At 51.8% G+C, this 17,036-nt stretch carries 14 protein-coding genes and 1 pseudogene; 7 read left to right on the forward strand and 8 right to left on the reverse strand.

Translation table 11 applies throughout. The features are described from left to right. Nucleotides 1–51: 51 nt before the first annotated feature. Nucleotides 52–1,140, forward strand: a pseudogene (locus DT070_RS05935) (YifB family Mg chelatase-like AAA ATPase); the annotation flags it as partial. A 61-nt stretch (nucleotides 1,141–1,201) separates the two neighbouring features. Here DT070_RS05935 and DT070_RS05940 read toward each other — a convergent pair. Then, entirely contained in the window at nucleotides 1,202–2,683 is a 1,482-nt protein-coding gene (locus tag DT070_RS05940; protein WP_122954561.1) for a recombinase family protein, read from the reverse strand. A 94-nt stretch (nucleotides 2,684–2,777) separates the two neighbouring features. Between DT070_RS05940 and DT070_RS05945 the strand changes: the two genes are divergently transcribed. Beyond that, the gene (locus tag DT070_RS05945) at nucleotides 2,778–3,029 is read left to right on the forward strand and encodes an XRE family transcriptional regulator (protein ID WP_153976275.1); all 252 of its coding nucleotides are present in this window, start codon (nucleotides 2,778–2,780) and stop codon (nucleotides 3,027–3,029) included. A 54-nt stretch (nucleotides 3,030–3,083) separates the two neighbouring features. Here the strand turns inward: DT070_RS05945 and DT070_RS05950 are convergent, their stop codons facing one another. The 4 genes from DT070_RS05950 to DT070_RS05965 form a co-directional block, all read right to left on the reverse strand. Then, nucleotides 3,084–3,389: a DUF2958 domain-containing protein gene (locus tag DT070_RS05950; protein WP_164483718.1), complete on the reverse strand. Its 306-nt coding sequence runs from the start codon at nucleotides 3,387–3,389 to the stop codon at nucleotides 3,084–3,086. Between the two features lie 164 nt (nucleotides 3,390–3,553). Next, on the reverse strand, nucleotides 3,554–4,072 hold the full coding sequence (locus tag DT070_RS05955) for a hypothetical protein (protein ID WP_122954564.1): 519 nt from the start codon (nucleotides 4,070–4,072) through the stop codon (nucleotides 3,554–3,556). Continuing rightward, nucleotides 4,059–4,427 (reverse strand): helix-turn-helix domain-containing protein, encoded by a 369-nt coding sequence (locus tag DT070_RS21760; RefSeq protein ID WP_122954565.1) that lies wholly within the window; start codon nucleotides 4,425–4,427, stop codon nucleotides 4,059–4,061. Before DT070_RS21760 ends, DT070_RS05955 begins: the two co-directional genes overlap by 14 nt. A gap of 313 nt (nucleotides 4,428–4,740) precedes the next feature. After that, the gene (locus DT070_RS05965) at nucleotides 4,741–6,036 is read right to left on the reverse strand and encodes a hypothetical protein (RefSeq protein ID WP_153976274.1); all 1,296 of its coding nucleotides are present in this window, start codon (nucleotides 6,034–6,036) and stop codon (nucleotides 4,741–4,743) included. Between the two features lie 111 nt (nucleotides 6,037–6,147). Between DT070_RS05965 and DT070_RS05970 the strand changes: the two genes are divergently transcribed. From DT070_RS05970 to DT070_RS05990, 5 genes are all read left to right on the forward strand, one after another. After that, nucleotides 6,148–6,327: a hypothetical protein gene (locus DT070_RS05970; protein ID WP_122954567.1), complete on the forward strand. Its 180-nt coding sequence runs from the start codon at nucleotides 6,148–6,150 to the stop codon at nucleotides 6,325–6,327. Nucleotides 6,328–6,347: 20 nt separating this feature from the next. Next, on the forward strand, nucleotides 6,348–7,865 hold the full coding sequence (locus DT070_RS05975; protein ID WP_122954568.1) for a recombinase family protein: 1,518 nt from the start codon (nucleotides 6,348–6,350) through the stop codon (nucleotides 7,863–7,865). 149 nt (nucleotides 7,866–8,014) lie between these two features. Then, nucleotides 8,015–11,725: a TaqI-like C-terminal specificity domain-containing protein gene (locus DT070_RS05980; protein ID WP_122954569.1), complete on the forward strand. Its 3,711-nt coding sequence runs from the start codon at nucleotides 8,015–8,017 to the stop codon at nucleotides 11,723–11,725. Next, nucleotides 11,718–11,963 (forward strand): hypothetical protein, encoded by a 246-nt coding sequence (locus DT070_RS05985; RefSeq protein WP_122954570.1) that lies wholly within the window; start codon nucleotides 11,718–11,720, stop codon nucleotides 11,961–11,963. The genes DT070_RS05980 and DT070_RS05985 overlap by 8 nt, the downstream gene beginning before the upstream one ends. 176 nt (nucleotides 11,964–12,139) lie before the next feature. Further along, the gene (locus DT070_RS05990) at nucleotides 12,140–12,583 is read left to right on the forward strand and encodes a DNA-binding transcriptional regulator (RefSeq protein WP_122954571.1); all 444 of its coding nucleotides are present in this window, start codon (nucleotides 12,140–12,142) and stop codon (nucleotides 12,581–12,583) included. Nucleotides 12,584–12,670: 87 nt separating this feature from the next. Here the strand turns inward: DT070_RS05990 and DT070_RS21245 are convergent, their stop codons facing one another. Genes DT070_RS21245 through DT070_RS06000 form a run of 3 tightly spaced genes read right to left on the reverse strand, consistent with a single transcriptional unit; the run spans nucleotide 12,671 to nucleotide 16,994 of the window. Next, a complete protein-coding gene (locus DT070_RS21245) occupies nucleotides 12,671–13,423 on the reverse strand; it encodes a hypothetical protein (protein WP_153976271.1) in 753 nt (250 codons plus the stop codon). After that, a complete protein-coding gene (locus DT070_RS05995; RefSeq protein ID WP_122954572.1) occupies nucleotides 13,420–16,488 on the reverse strand; it encodes a class I SAM-dependent DNA methyltransferase in 3,069 nt (1,022 codons plus the stop codon). The genes DT070_RS21245 and DT070_RS05995 overlap by 4 nt, the downstream gene beginning before the upstream one ends. Next, nucleotides 16,485–16,994: a hypothetical protein gene (locus tag DT070_RS06000; protein ID WP_122954573.1), complete on the reverse strand. Its 510-nt coding sequence runs from the start codon at nucleotides 16,992–16,994 to the stop codon at nucleotides 16,485–16,487. The genes DT070_RS05995 and DT070_RS06000 overlap by 4 nt, the downstream gene beginning before the upstream one ends. Nucleotides 16,995–17,036 lie beyond the last annotated feature (42 nt).

The raw sequence follows: 17,036 nt of genomic DNA on the forward strand, positions 1-17,036 counted from the left end.
ATTGGGGCGCAAATTGCGCACAACTTTGGAGCATCACCAGGGAGTTTGTCAATGAGCTTGTCTTTAGTGCGCAGCCGCGCCTTGTTGGGCCTGGACGCGCGGCCGGTGCAGGTCGAAGTGCACCTGGCCAACGGCCTGCCCAGCTTTACGCTGGTCGGCCTGGCCGAAACCGAAGTGAAGGAAGCCCGCGAACGCGTGCGCTCCGCCATCCAGAACACCGGGCTGGACTTCCCGGCCAATAAAAGAATCACGGTCAACCTGGCGCCGGCCGATTTGCCCAAGGACTCCGGGCGCTTCGATTTGCCGATTGCGCTGGGCATCCTGGCGGCCAGCGGCCAGGTCGACGCCCGCAAGCTCGAGGGCTACGAATTTGCCGGGGAGCTGTCTCTGGGCGGCGACCTGCGGCCCGTGCGCGGAGCGCTGGCCATGAGCCTGGCGCTGACGCGCCCGCTTCTCCAGGGTGGCCCCGCCACCGAAAAGCTGCCCAAACTGGTGCTGCCCGAAGCCAGCGCGCAGGAGGCGGCCCAGGTTCCCGGCGCTGAAATCTTCCGGGCGCACCATTTGCTGGATGTGGTCCGGCAGTTTTTGCCGGGCGATGCGCCGGTGGACGTGCAGGACGGATGGGCCCGGGTGCAGCCCGTCGCCCTGCCCGCACAAACCGCCTACCCGGACCTGGCCGACGTCAAAGGCCAGGCCGCCGCCCGGCGCGCCCTGGAAATTGCGGCCGCCGGCGGGCACAGCCTGTTAATGATGGGCGCCCCGGGCTCGGGCAAGTCCATGCTGGCGCAGCGCTTTGCCGGCCTGCTGCCCGCCATGACCACCGAAGAAGCCCTGGAAAGCGCGGCCGTCGCCTCGCTGGGCGGCCGGTTCACCATGGACAAATGGGCGCTGCGCCCCACCTGCGCGCCGCACCACACGGCCAGCGCGGTGGCGCTGGTCGGCGGAGGCTCACCGCCACGGCCGGGCGAAATTTCGCTGGCGCACCGCGGTGTGCTGTTTCTGGATGAGCTGCCTGAGTTCCCGCGCGCGGCGCTTGAGGCGCTGCGCGAGCCGCTGGAGTCCGGCGCCATCACCATCTCGCGCGCCGCCCAGCGCGCTGAATTTCCGGCGCGCTTCCAGCTCGTCGCAGCCATGAACCCCTGAGGATTCATTGCTTAACCACCATCAATATAAAGAGAAATACAAAAGGAATGTAGCGGCGTTAGCCGATGCTTTGCGAGTTCGAAGAACTCGCAAAGCCTGGGTTATAGAGGAAGTTGAACTCAACTTCCCCACTTCCTACCACCACCCGATCAAGGATAGTCTCAACGACTTGTCGGCGTTCAGGATGGGGCAAGGTATCCCACCGCTCCACCAAGTCCTTACTCCCTGACAAGACTTCTTCTTGGGACGCCAGAGCTATCTTGAGGACATCCCGCTTGGCAAGGAGCGCTGGCAGCTCCTCGTCAATTTGCTCAAGCCTGACTCGGAGTTTTTCGTAGCGCGCTCCAAAACCTTTTTTGTCCAAAGCATTCGCCTGGAAGAGTTCGATCAGCTTGTCAGCCTCGCCTAAGAGCTTTTTCTGCTCTGCATCTAGGCTCGTGATGAGCGCGTCAAACGACTTCACTTTTTCGTTACCTGCTTGGATATGTCCAAAAATTTCATCAGGCGAAAAGACGAATGCCCGCAGTTCTTCTTTGAAAATGGCTTCAAGGTCTTTGGTCGGAATCTTCGTGCGGCACTTGCTGCATGTGTATTTCGGGGAGTTTGAGGGAACGTACATGCGTGCGCCGCAAACGCACGCCGCAACGCCCGCAAAGAGGTGTACGGCTGGTTTCGTCTGCCGCTTACCTTGGGCGCGCTTTTCGTCCAGGATGACGTTTACCTCCGACCAAAGCTCAACGCTCACGATGGGTTCAACGGGCACCAACACCCAATCGTCTTCCTTCTTGAGTGTCCACGAACCTTTGCTGTTTGCCGTCTGGGTGTAATTGGCTCGCCGGGTGCCCTTGGCCGTCGGATCGCGCAACAGTCGGTCCACAGTGGTATCGGTAAAGGGACTGTCGTTTCGGGTTCGATACCCGCGCTCATTCAAGATGCGGGCAACAACTTTTTTTCGCCTGTGTTCAAGGAACAGTTCGTACATGAGCTTTCGAACTGGCGCCTCCTGCGGATTCACCGCAAGCTTTCCATCTTTCCACTCATAGCCAAAAGTTGCTGCACCACCAGTCGGCTTACCCATCTGTGCACGAATGGGCACAGATGCTGCCACACGCGCCGAAATCTCCTCACGCTCCCAGGTGGCCATTGCGGCAATCATGGTGTAGAACAAGCGACCTGCAGGCGTTGAGGTATCGATTGCTTCCCCGAGCGAAACGAGATCAGCGCCGGCCTCCCGAAAGTGATCGGCAAAGTCGAGCAACTCGCGAGTATTGCGGGCGAGACGGGCAAGCTTGGAGAAGATGAGCCCCGTAATGTGCCCGCTGCGTATGTCTTCGAGCATCCGCTTGGCTTCAGGCAAGTCTTTAACTGTCTTCCCAGATGTCGCATCCAAGCGGTACATCTCAACGACATTCCAGTCGCGAGACTCGGCGTAGGCCCGCGCACGGCGTTCATGCGTCTCAGGTGATTCGCCCCGCACCTGGTCTTCGGTTGAGACTCGAATCCAGATACCTACCCGTTTTGCAGTTTCGGCTTTTGCCATAGTTGCCCCGTTTAAAGCAACAGATTACACGTTAATTAGTGATCTATCAAGAAGATTTGCACATTAAATAGCGAGCATGCTACAGTTGCGCGATATGACGTATCAAGACTTCATTGATGAACTTGCTGCCGCCAATATTTCAGGTCGCGAGTTCGCCAGGCTGATCAAGCTGAATCAAAACACTATTGCCAACTACAAGCGACGCGGCGACGTGCCATCGAATCTGGCCGTAGTCGCGGTTCTCATGCGCCTGCTGGCCGAGCACGAGATTCCATATCGGCAGGCTTTGGAGTCGCTTGATATTGAACCGAATGCACGTCGCGGTAAATCCATTGCGGATATGTAGTCTTGTCGCTTCAACCTGTCAGTCGAAAAAAGAGGCCCTGATCGGGCCTCTTTGTTAACGCAATATTCCAAGTTCACTCGCGGGACGTGAACTGAAATGCAGGGACACTTCAATTGAAAAAACACCAGCGACCTTCACTTCCAGTAATTCCGCGACTGAGAAGTATCCCCATTCATCAACATCCATCCCCGAAACGTAGCCAAAGGCTTCAAACGTGATGGGGTTGTACTCCGCGACGTACCAGGCCCCAGAACCTAGCGGGAAGAACAACTTTGCACAGAGCATTGGATCAGCAACGTTCTGCTGGCTGTGCAGCGGATACTGCTCGCAGCGCTTTTTGATTTCATCGTGTAGTTTCATAGAATCTTTCTCCCTCACATCCTGTGAGGGGCGCGAGCGGTCTTCACTCCACCCGCGCCCCACGCACGATGCGGTGAAGCCAAACATAGCAACCCCTTCGCGTGACTAGCTACACGCCTGGTGTTCAGTCTTGATGTTCGGCATCCTGCGCAGGGCGCGACAGATTAGATTGCCTGCTGCTCTACCGTGTAGTAGTACGTCAAAGCTCGACTCGCTGCGTCAAACAGCCCCATGCGCCTGTCTTCAGCCAACCAGGCTTTTCTAACCCTTGGCATGTTGGCTGCAAACGCTTCAATCTTGCTTGCAATGACATTTGCAATTTCATGCTTGGTGATCGCGCCAAACTGGGCAAACGTCGCTCTCACATTCTTTCGCGACACCACAGCAATTTCTATGCTGAGGTCTTCTGTGACGCGGGCAATAGCCTTATGAATTCGCTTAAGGCGAACAGACCTTTTTGTCCGATGCTCTGCGACATCCTCTAACACGAGGACATCTGGGCGATAGCGAGCGATGAGCTCTTTGATACTCCCAATGGTTTTTGCACATGCTATGTCCTTCTTTATTTCCTTCGTTCCCCAGTCATGCGGCGAAAGCGCTGAATCAAAGAGGATGAAGGCGTAGCCCCTGAGGGTTGGATAAATGGACAAGACACGATGATCATTCTTCTTATGTTTGTGCATGCATTTTTTGTCTATGCCTTGTAATGACTCGATCCTGACAACTGCGTAGTTGCTTGCATTTAACTAACGCGGCTCGTTGTTCACTGCCCTCAAGCTCCATGAGCATTGCGGTCACACGCGCCAGGGTTTCTTCCTCCACTGCCTCGTAGAGCGGGGTGATGATCTCGTGAAGCGGCATTCCAGTAAGAACTTCAAGCGCTATAGCAAATGCAAGACCAGGACTACGCTTCCCATGCTCAACGCGCGAGAGCTGGGCTACCCCTTTGAGGCCAAGTAGACGTGCAATTTCCTTTTGCTTAAAAGCGGAGCCACGTCGCCACCTGCGAAACGTTGAGTGCGAAGTTGATGTAGTCATAAATCGAGTGTTGCGTGCTTATGCAACTTTGTCATCATGACCTATCCACACTCGTTCGCAGAGACATCGCTTCTTGCCCCTCAGGCAAGTTTTTCTGGCAGTTATCCACAGCATCCATGACGGAGAGCGCAACTCGATAGCGCCCACGGTGCATCGCACCCAAAAGAAAGGCCCGCTGTTGAGGCGGGCCAAACTGCCGAGGCAGCTCCGCTCAGGGAGGTAGAGGCGGAGAGGTCAATGACCTGGGCTCAATGATACCGCTTGCTGTGGATGTAGGGAGGTAGGGAGACGCCGGCACGTCCAGCGAAGGGGGTCACCGCGGCTCCTCATCAACCGTGAGCCCAAACATTTTCACCGTTTGCAAAACGGCATCCCTCTCGCCGTATGGGACAACATACACACCCGACGTCTTGTAGGTTGATATGCCAAGCTTTTTTAAAATTGACCCAACATATCGAGATGTCAGCGGCCGTGTAATGTCATGGCCAAACTTTGACACCAAGCGATACGTGAGCAGCCCCAGCGCGACAGGCCTCTGTGGTGTTTCGCTCAACAGCTGATGTAGCACGCCAATGACACGCGCCTCGACGCTCTCCCTACGACGTTCAAGGATGGTTTCCATTCCTCGTGCCACGATGGCGAGCACTTGCTGTTTGTGCTCCTCATTGTCGATAAGGGAAAGCAGCGGTAGCACGATTTGGTTCGTGCGTAGCGACAATGACTCTGATCGCAGAGCACCGTCAATCTTGATCTTGTTCCTGTTCTGAAAACGAAACATCAAGAGTTTGTTGCGGATAGCTGCGGCTTCCGTCAAATATTGGTTGCCCAGATTGATTGAGATATCTGCACGAATTGCGCGATTGCTCATGCGCTCGGTGATAAAGCGGCTTTCAAGTGCATCATCTTCAAAGCCGGCACGCATAGCAACGAGCTTTGGGCCGTACACATTGAATGCTTGCGGCTCAAACTCCTTCGTTGCAGAAACCATGGTGCGCAGCACTGGAAATCCCTTCGAGTTTCCGTTATTGAGTATCTTGATGATGTCCGTCTTTGAATCACTAAAGCGAAAATCCGTTTCGTCGAAAATCAATGTCCCGCGATAGCTGTCCAGGATATGGAAAATTGGCGATACGGTTGAAGCTCCACTTGCAAACACTGCTTTGTAAGTCAGCGCGCCGATCACAAGCAGTGCCCGTGACTTCCCGCTGCCGAAGTCGCCCTGAAATCTCACATACGGACATTCGTTGAATGCGTCATAGACCCATGTGAGCAAGACGTAATACGCGGCGACTCGCTCAAACTGGGGAGTGATGTCTACATAACGATGGATGTACTGGGTAATCTCTTCTACGAGCTGTTCCTTGGATTCATATGCCGTCGCCTGTTCAGGGAAATGCATCACGCCATGCTTTACCAACCGATTTGTTTTCGGCAGTGGTGCCAGCGTCTGCCCATCGACCGATATCGTTGACTGATAGGTGACGATTCCATTCTGGTAGATGGCAAACTGCGAACCCTTGCTCATGATCACTGTTTCCGCGAGTGTTCCATTCATGAGCACAAGCGATGTTGTGACAATCTTTTTTTCTGTTTCATTTTTTTTGAGCATGCAATAACGGTACAGGCAGCGAGAGGCCCTCCCAAGAGGGTGTAAGTTGCGTGCCAGGCATAAAGTCCCCTCTTATCCGCTGCATGTCCGCATGCGACCATCGATGAACCTATGACGATGGACAAGCAAGTGGCATCTAACACAGCAAAGCACCAGGTCAATCAGGCAGAGATGAGCGAGCTTGAGCACCACCAACTCACTACGTTCATCGATGCTCTTCACGACCTCTACTACGCCTTGCAGCGCAAGGGCCTGTTGCCTGATGGCGTGACACCACCTGAATCTTCGTGATAGGGTTAATCCATGTATCTATGCCAAAAAACTACTACGCGTATATTCGCGTCAGCACAATAAAACAAGGAGAGAAGGGATCGTCCCTTCAAGAACAACGCACATCCATCGAACACTATGCGGCTCGTTTTGGGCTTGCTATTGGGGAATGGTTTGAGGAGCTGGAGACTGCCGCAAAAAGAGGACGCCCTCAGTTCAACAGACTCATCTCGCTGCTGCGGAAAGGGAAAGGACACGGGGTCGTGATCCACAAGATCGACCGCAGTGCCCGCAACCTTAAGGACTGGTCAGATATTGGGGAACTCATTGATGCAGGCATCGAGATTCACTTCGCACATGAGTCGCTTGACCTTCAATCGCGTGGCGGGCGCCTAGCCGCTGACATTCAGGCTGTGGTCGCTTCAGATTTCATCCGAAATTTGCGTGATGAAGTACGGAAAGGGATTCGAGGGCGACTCAACCAAGGACTGTTTCCAGGTCGCGCACCTGTTGGATATCTTGACTGTGGCAAGGGTCTTCCTAAAATTCCCGACCCAGTGCGCGCACCGCTTATTCGGCGTGCCTTCGAGTTGTGCGCAACTGGCAACTACAACTTAGTGATGCTACAGAATGAACTCTATGTCCTTGGCCTACGAAATTTAGCGGGCAAGAAGATATCGCACACTGGTTTGTCAATCGTCCTGCGCAACCCCTTTTACTATGGGTTGATTTACATCAAACGCACTGGCGAGTCGTTCGCTGGCATCCATGAACCGATTGTCTCGAAGTCACTCTTTGACGATGTGCAGGCACGCATAAACGGCCGCAAAAAAAACGCAGGGCTGAAGCGCAGCTATCTGTATCAGAAGCAACTCCGTTGCTACGAGTGTCACTCTCTTCTGATTCCCGAGGTGCAGAAAGGATGGATTTACTACCGCTGTCATTCTGGCGGCTGCGCCACAAAATGTATCCGTGAGGACTTAGTCACCACGCAACTTTTCGCCTACCTGGACGCGTTCACGGTACCCGAAAGCTGGTTGGCCAAGTTGGAGGTCATCGTCAATGAGAAGGCCTTGAGGTCTGAGAACCTTGCGAACCAGGATCGCAGAAATCTTCATCTTGCGCGTACCTCGCTTGACGACCGACTACGTAGGGTCACCGACGCCTATTTGGATGAAGCCATAGACAGGGATACTTTCGAGTTTAGAAAGCGTGACCTGCTTGCACAGAAGTTGGTGACCGAGGAAAAATTGAAGGCAATTGATTCGTCAGGCAGCACAAAAGTTCGCGAGGTCCACGAGTACATCGAACTTCTAAAACGTATAAAAACAAAGGCCATTCGTGAAAATCCCATTGATGCGGTGTTTATGGTCAAAAGAATCACATCGAACTTTTTCATTTTCAGAAAACGCCTTGTTCCTGAATGGAATTTGCCATCTGAGATGGCTGCGCCTGAGGCGGAATGCGCTGACGGTGTACCGTACCGAGGCACATCTCGAACTTTGAACCTTGCAAAATTCATCAAGTGGATCGAGTCATCCGACATCGGGGGAGAGTAATCATGTCCCTACGTCCCTATGTCATAAGAGTACTCATGGCCTGCAGGCTTTAGTCCGCACTGGCTACACGACTAAACTACGCCCTTCTGCTGGCTGAACATAGCCAGCTTCAAGTAAAAGGCAAGACGACCACCGGAAATCTGAAGTCCATGATTCTGACCGCACTAACCCCTCGCGCAGCCTTGAACAAAGCCTTTCGGAAACAACGGCCTTCTAGATCCGAGATTGACCACTTCAGAGAAAATCTTCGTGCCATGCTGGAGAAGAGCAATGACGTTGAGTCTGAGGAGTTTCACAAGAGCTTGATTTCAACCTTCCTACTGAACACCTTCTATTCGCCTAACCATTTTATCAATACCAAGGCCGACATTGACTTAGTAGTCCACAACGGAGTTGGACCAAACACTCCGGTTGGCATTCTGATAGAAGCAAAAAAGCCGACCAATAGAAGCCAGATGCCGCAGCTGCATGCGCCTAATACCAAGGCGCTGCAGGAATTGCTTCTGTACTACCTAAGGGAACGTTTCTCAAAGGACGGCCACAACCTCGACGTTCGCCATCTGATCATAACTAACGCATACGAGTGGTTCATATTTGATGCCAATGTGTTTGAGACTGAATTTGCACAAAACAAGGCCTTGGTACAGCGGTTTATTGACTTCGAACAGGGGCGTCTCTCTGGCACTACGACTGATTTTTTCTATAAAGAGATCGCCGCACCCGCAATTCAGGCTGTTTCCTGTGAGGTGCGGGTCACTCATTTTGATCTACGAGAGTTTCAGACCGCTTTAAATAGGGTTGATCCTAGTGATGACGGAAAGCTCGTACCTCTCTTTAAAATCTTGTCGCCACAGCACCTACTCAAACTTCCATTCTTAAATGACAGTAATACGTTACATCGCGGTTTCTATTCGGAACTACTCCACATAATTGGCCTAACGGAAAGCAAGAAAGGAACCAGGCGGCTGATCGGGCGCAAGGACGTGCGGGAGCGAAATGCTGGCTCGCTGCTTGAAAACGCCATCACACAACTTGAGACGCTTGACAAGTTAAACCGCGTGACAGATCTGGCCAGGTTTGGCTCAACAAGAGACGAGCGTCTTTTCGGCGTCGCCTTAGAGCTTGTCTTGACATGGATAAACCGAATCATTTTTCTGAAATTAATTGAAGCTCAGCTTTCGTCTTACGCGCGAAAGTTGCCGTACCCGTCCTTCCTTCAGATAAAGACCGTCCCTAGCTTTGACGCATTGAATGGCATCTTCTTCCAAGTTTTGGCGCGAAGGCCGGAAGAACGGGCAGACGATATGAGGGCTAGGTTCAGCCACATTCCGTATCTAAACAGTTCGCTTTTTGAGCCCACGGAACTCGAGCATGAGACTGTTTTTATCAGTAGCCTACAAGATGAGAAACGGCTCGCTATCTATCCGTCTTCAGTCATTAAGAATTCGCTAGGAAAGAGAAGAAGCGGCGAAATGCCCACGCTTGAGTATCTTTATGAATTTCTTGAAGCCTATGATTTTGCAAGTGATGTGGGCTCTACGGAGGTTCAGGAAGACCATAAATCTCTAATTAACGCGTCGGTGCTTGGGCTAATTTTTGAGAAGATTAATGGCTACAAAGACGGGTCGTTCTTCACCCCAGGTTTCGTAACCATGCATATCTGCCGTGAGGCTGTACGTAAAGCGGTGGTGCAACGTTTCAACAGCGAAAAGGGTTGGAGCTGTGCTGATGTCAATGATCTCTACCACCGCATCGAGAATACGGAGGAAGCAAATCAGATTATTGGTTCGGTTCGCATATGCGATCCTGCGGTGGGGTCGGGCCACTTTCTTGTTTCCGCCTTGAACGAACTCATCGCCCTTAAGGCGGAATTAAGACTTTTGCAAGACCGCAATGGTCAGCGCTTGAAGGAATATTCGGTATCAGTTGTCAATGACGAGTTGACTGTTACTGATGAAGATGGCGATTTCCTGCATTACAACCCGGCACATAAAGAGAGCCAAAGAGTGCAGGAAGCCTTGTTTCATGAAAAGCAGGCGCTAATTGAGTCTTGCCTGTTTGGAGTTGATATTAATCCAAACTCAGTTCACATCTGCCGACTGCGATTGTGGATCGAGCTTCTCAAACACGCCTACTACAAGGATGATGGAGCGCTTGAGACTCTTCCAAATATTGACATTAACATCAAAAGTGGTGATTCCCTCATTTCTCGCTTTACGACCGATGTCGATGTGGGTCGTTTTCTAAGGCGTAAAAAACTCAGGGTCACCGACTACAGAGCGGCTATTCGAACCTATCAGAATGCAAGCAGCAAGGACGAAAAGCGTGACATCCAGACTTTTATTGATCGTCTTAAGGGTGATCTGAGAACCGAGATATTCGATAACGATCCTAAAGTTAGGCGACTTTATGCGGCCGAAGCTGAATTGATTGCTTCGGAGAATCAACAAGTGTTGTTCGAAGAAAGCGAAGCAAAGAAGAAGGCAAGGCGCTTGCGGGAGGAACAACTTCGGTCTGAGTTGAGGGAGCTGGCTGCGAACATAGAGGCTATTCGGAGTAACAGGATCTTCCAGGGTGCTTTCGAGTGGTGTTTTGAATTTCCGGAGGTTCTCGCTGATGATGGAAAATTCATCGGATTCGATCTCGTTCTTGGGAATCCCCCGTATGGAGTTTCCATAAAGGGCCTCGAGCGCGAGTACTTAGTGAAGACCTTGGGCAAAGTCCCTGACTTTGAGATTTACTACTGGTTCATGAGCCGGGCGCGTCAGATATTGCGGCCTCAAGGAGTTCTGGGGTACATCATCCCGAACACCTTTTTATTCAATGTCAACGCCGCAAGCTTTAGATTGGCTCTTTTTGATAATTGGAATTTGGACGAGATCTTGGATTGCACAAAGGTTTCTGTATTTGAGGATGCCGTTGTACGCAATGCCATAGTCACCTTTACGAAGATGCCATCGAATGGCGCCCTGGGATATAAGCGGACTAATGATGTCGTCACATTCTCGGAGTTGGCGAAACGACCGACTTTGATGCTGGACAAGTCAAACGTCGAAGCCAGCAACCAGAACTGGGGGCTTCTGTTTAGCCTGGATGAAACGGTACAAAGGCTGGTTCGGAAACTCAGAGCAATGCCAACGCTCGACATGCACTTTTCTGCTTCGCAGGGGTACATCCCATATCGCCAAAGCGATCTGGCTAAGCTTCACGGTGAAGACGAGGCTAAGAAAATTACCGAGCATAGGCTGTGGCACGCCAACGAGAGGGTCGGACCTGATTACATTGAGGAAATATTCGGCCGATCCATATCCCGATATGCGTACTCACGCTCCGGAACATTTGTGCGATATGGCAAACACGTCGCCAGCTTTGTTGATCCGAAGTTTTTCACCCAACGCAGACTCCTTGTCCGCGAGATTACCAATCCAACTGTCATAGCGTGCATCGTCGAAGAAACCTTCGTAAATGATCCACAGATAATCTCGGTCATATCGAAAACGGAGACGTTCTCAATTGATTTTTTGTGGGCGATTATGAATTCGAAGCTTGCGCGATTTTTTCACTTCAACGCGTCGCCAAAGGCCACGAAAGGTCTATTCCCAAAAATTCTTGTTCTCGATGTCAATAAGTTTCCTTTACCGGTTGCAGTTACAGACGAAACTAAGCGAACAGTTGGGGACTTAGTTCGGGCGGCCCATGCATCAGGCGAGTTGGATCGATCCTCTATTGAGGAGACTTTAGACAAAGTTGTATTCGAAATGTATGGTCTCGATTCAGCGGAAATTTCGACAATCACGATGTCCTCGTCCTCCTACGGTCCGACGGCTAGTCATTCCCACTCAGGAGAAAGTCATGCTTAACAAAGGTTGTTTGCTCGTCGCGCTTGCGTTTGCAGGCTCAGCCTTTGCTCAGGACGCCACATGTACAGCGAACGCCATGGAGAAGAAGCTCGCAGGCGCAGCCAAGAACTCCTTCTTAAAGAAGTGCGAGAAGGACGCCGTCGTCCGTTGCGAAATTGCTAGCCAAGATAGGAAACTTGCCGGCGCCGCGAAATCGAGCTTTATCAAGAAATGCGTGAGAGATGCCATCGGTGGGTAGGTTTGGACGGAGCGCACTACGCTCCGCAAGGCATCCTGCCCGTGGCTCAACACGAAAAGCACGAACGGTTCGCCAGAACACAGGTTCAAGACTTTGAGTAAGTAGGCCTAGACGCCCTCGGTGCCCAGTGGCATTGGGATTTATGATGGTACTTTTGTATAGGAAGACCAAAGACCATGCCCAATATCGCTACCGTCTTGAAAGGAGAAATTGCCCGCGTTGCACGCAAGGAAGTCCGAGCCGACACGCAACAACTCAAGAAGGCGTCAACGCATTGCCGTTCGGACATTGCTGCGCTGAAGCGCCGAATTACTGCACTCGAGCAGCTTGTCAATCGACTAGCCAAGGCTAACGACAAAAAGGCAGCGTTCAACATAGCAGAACCGCAAGGCGCCGCTTTCCGCTTCAGTGCGAGCGGCCTGCAGGCGCAGAGGAAACGCTTGGGCCTGTCGGCAGCAGAAGCCGGGCTGCTGCTCGGCGTGTCGAATCAGTCCGTCTACAAGTGGGAAAACGGCAAAGCAAGGCCGCGTACCAGCCAATTCGCTTCAATTGCAGCATTGAGAACTCTGGGCAAAACTGAGGCTGCGGCTCGGATAATTGAGTTGACAACTCAGCGTTAACGTTCGGAAGAGAGTACTCCAGGAGGATCAGCTCAAGCAAAGCTCGACCTCTATGAAGATAACCGGGGCACCTGGATAGTTGCAAGCCTACGAAATCAGAGGAAAGTTACGCTCAACATGCAGAATGGCTATTGGTTGCATGCTGTGATCTCGCAGATGAGACGTACAAGTCACCCATTCTGTGTCTGTCAGAAGTACCTTTTCAACCTTTTCTGGGGATGGCTTATATAAGCCCATTGCTGTGTGGACGTGATCCCGCATCGAGACTAGTGGGTCCGTTATGGTGTACGCGAGCATAGCGCCCAGCGGCCCGGTCGTATACGCCGATTCAGCACTAAAGAAACAGCCTATTCCTTCGGTACCTAGATAACGACCTGCAATATCTCCTGTCGCTGTGATTGGTTTTGCTTCGATCGCAATTTCCGGCGCACCAACTGCCGTTTGAGCACACGCCCGAAAATCAACTTTTTTTGAATGCCGTCCCGCTCTGGTTTTGCTTGGGACAAGCGCCTCGCATTCGAACTTCACCTCGTGCGTCCTCAGAAAATGTCTTGTAGGCAATCCTAAGCGAAGAAGGTTCGCAAAATTTCCGAGTTCAGAGGTAATTGCATCTTCTATTGGAATTTGAACAACTTTTTTACCAACTGATTTTGGCTTCCCGACCGCGCCTCGCTTCTGCTTAAAAGCCTCCCAATTTTCCTGCTCGAGTAATTGGTCTGCAGCAGACCAATAGATCTGAAACACATGCCGGGCAAAATTGGCCCAGAGTTCTGCCTTTACGGCGGTAAAGCCCTGTTGACGGAAAAACTCAGCGAGATCTTTAACGTCTGTGGCTTTCAAACAGCGCCCTTCATGAAGGTGTTCATGAAATGCCTGCTATCGGAATAGGCACTATCGATCGTCCAACGGAAATACTCCAGCGGCTTCACCACGCTGACGGCTGTGCTTACGGAGTCATACCCTATCGAAAGACTATCCGAGAAGCTATTTTTGGCATGCTGTTGATATTGAATTACCGCCTCTCTGCACAAGTCCGGCGTCTTCTTCGTCGGCATGTCCGCTTCACAAAACCGTGCAGCAACAACGCCGACGCCCGTCATTTCATCGACAGCATGCTGAACTACAAACGCGTTTTCCCGCCCCATCAGATCGTCTAGTTGAAGACGCATGACATCGACATATTTTTCCAGCATCTGGTTAGAAGGTCGTTCCAAAGCGTCACCCGGCACATCTCCGTCCTGAAATTGAATTCTGAACCGAAGAAATTCTTCAATGGCCAATTTATAGTCCGCCTCGACCCCTAAAGCTCTCATCAAATAGTTTTCAAGCGCCGTGCCTTCTAGCGCAAGTACTTTGTCCAATCTGGGATCTTCAAGACTTGTAAACGGAACTGGGAAATTCTGAAGGTCAGTTGGTTCGACGTTACTGCGATCCATCAACCACCTGCGCCCTCCGGTCGCCATAAAGTATTGCGCGGTATTGCTCGTCAAATACTTCTTCAACCCGAGGAGAACCTTTCTCTCTTGGGGAGATGTCTTACTCCCTGCTTTTTCAAAATAAACCGCCAAAAAACTCGATGAAAATCCCTTTGGATAGTCAAGGTAGCGAATATCCCGAAAATTGCGCGGCACCAGCAGGACATGTCCACTAAACTGATGCTTATAAGTTGTTGAAACTCGTGCGAGCTGCGCCAAAGGTAGACGGTCGCTGCGCAGGGCCGTCTTCGCAGGCTCTTCAAATAGGTCCCTGGTGCGAGGCTTGCTGGAAACCATCTCCAGCAATGATGGAGGAGGAGACTCGACTTCAAGAAATTTGCTCTCAAGGCCAGTCTCAACCGAACTCCCGCCTCGTTTAACCGAGGCCCCAATGCCTGCACAAAATTTCCCCAATAGCTGAATGACCCCAGCTTGCGCTCGATCCTGCACGAAGGATCGGATTTGTCTATCCACCGGCCGCAACATGAACGCCTCGAACCAGGCGCGAGAATCCTCTGCCAGACGCGAATGCGGAAAGGTCTGTATCTCCGAGCGATCAACGATAAGTGTCCACGGCCATGCTTTGTATGGCATTGGTTGACCTATTGAGAGCGGTGAATACACCCACGCCCAACTCGTTGGAGAGGGGCGCTCATTTTTGACAAATAGCGCGGCACACGCGTGTTTGGCGCCCGCGAAAAGCCGGTGTCTAAGGTGTGAAAAGTTCACAGCTCCGACGATTGTGAATTCCGCCATTAAGTTCTTTCGGAACTTATATGCGGTCGGATTCACAAATGACTTTGCCGGGATGAGCAATGCAAGCAACCCGTTGGCCGTCATATGCTGGCGCAAGGATTTCCACACAAAGAGTTCCGCCGCCTGGTCGTTGCCAATTGGCGACTCCCGATGTTCGGTCGCCCACCGCGACGCAGGCGTTGATTTAAGTTTTTTCAGCGTTTGCCAAGGCGGGTTTCCGACTACACAATGAATTTCTCTAGGCAACGTTGGCATAGCCGCCGGCGAAGCGAAAAAATCGACGGCAAAAAGGTTGGTGCCAACAAGACTGGGAAATAGCTTGTTTGGGTCATGTCCAGCCGCAACCTTGCGTAGATCGCGCGGCATGACATAGTCAAGCATTGTTAAATAAAGGCTAAACGCTGCTACGTGGCAGGCATCAGGGTTGCGCTCCACTCCGTAAATATTTCGCTGGAGTAGGCCCCGCACTTCATCCAACCCCATTTCGGCGTTGAAATTAGCGGTGCGCGCATGCTCGAGAATGCGCCTATATGCACCGACCAAAAAAACTCCTGAACCCGCAGCGGGATCCAGCACAGTTATTCCATCCCGGAGGACGACCGATTCTTCAACTCTATCAAGAACCAGGTCGACCAAAAAAGGGGGGGTGTAGTAAGCCCCCTGTTGACGTCTCTCCCCGGACTTAATATTCTCCAAGAATTGTTCGTAGACCGCAGATAAGGTTTCTATCCGCATTACCCCCAGATCTACATCAATGAATGCCAACTGGACTTCGCCGCTCCCAGTGATTTTTGCCCCGTGCCGCATAACCAGGCGGATTAGGTTGATATGGGTGGCATCAATTTTCCGGCGATCTGCCGCACTGAGGGGAAAGATACTGCCATTGAAAATCCCGTCGAGATCTTCCAACAATGCCCATGTCGATGCAGCAGACCAAGGTTGATTCGAATCTGCAAGAGATATTTCCTCATGGCCGCGTTCATTCAGCCACTGCTGATTAATGATCCCGCGATCTACCAAGAAAAGTACATAGAGGAATCGGCCAATTAGGCCGTTAGCAGCAGTGGGCGGGAGTGGTCGGGTGACTTTCAAGCCTTTGATCAGGCTATCGCTCAAAGACTCCAGGCCCATGAGTAGGTACTGATCAACACGGCCTGATACTTCAATCGCGCGGTCTCTCCAAAACAGCGAAGTTCGGAGTTTTACAGCCCGATAATCAAGCAGATTGGCAACCCGATCTTCTAACTGCCCGCGTTGTTCAAAAGTGGCAGGAACGTCGCTCCAAGAAATGGAGGAAACGCTCTTCTCCCACAAGGCACTAGAGAACTGGAATCCGTGCAGCGGAACAACCTCCTGTGGGGTAAGAACAATCAGAAAAGGGACGAGCCCTTGGCTCCAAACCTTCCGATGGATTTTCTTGGCCTCGGCGAGATCTGCGGCTAATGCCACATACACCAGTGGCGCGACAAGCCGTGTTGTAGGAACTTCATCAATCCAGGCAAAAGCGCCCGCAACATTCATCTCTTGAGCAGCTTGCGTCAATGCAAATCGATGAACGCTAACTCCATCAAACTCGCTAGCTTCCAACCACCCATTTTGAGGTTGGTAGTCCAAAAGCTTCAGAATTCTTGCAAGCTTTTCGTCCATTGAAGAGTTCGTGATGGTGGGCCTCATTCACGACCTCCTGCCGTCTTTAAATTTGTAAAGACAGTTTCCTGCGGTGCTAGCAGGGAAGGACCCAGATTAAGTTCACCCTGATACTGCGAGGGACCCTCCCTGTTCCCCAACAGGTGCCCATCAACCTTTTTGAAAATTTCCGTCAAAGGCACCACAAGACCCTGCTGAACTATCTCCTCTTTTTCGAAGTAGCTGGCCAGCGGAGGGTTAAATGTAAGGATGAGTCGCGGATTCTCTGCAACCTCACGGGGTCGCGATAGCACTTTCCCAAGTTCTGCCGCAAAGGATGTCACCACCTTCCTTTTCATCCCATATGCATTTTCAAGTTCGCAGCACAGCACTATGGTTAGAAATTCATGTGACGAAAAAATGCGGCTCGTGCCAGGCTCATGAGGGAAAGTCCCGAGCAATGGGTCAATGAGGTCAAGCAACCCTCGCAACTGGTCCCGGGAATAGCCCGTGACCGTTTGAATATCTCCAGCAGTGATATTCCGAGAGATCATTTTGCGTATTTTATGCGCATACGCTGGTAAAGTCTACACAAC

The organism is Polaromonas sp. SP1, from assembly GCF_003711205.1.
GTDB lineage: Bacteria > Pseudomonadota > Gammaproteobacteria > Burkholderiales > Burkholderiaceae_C > Polaromonas.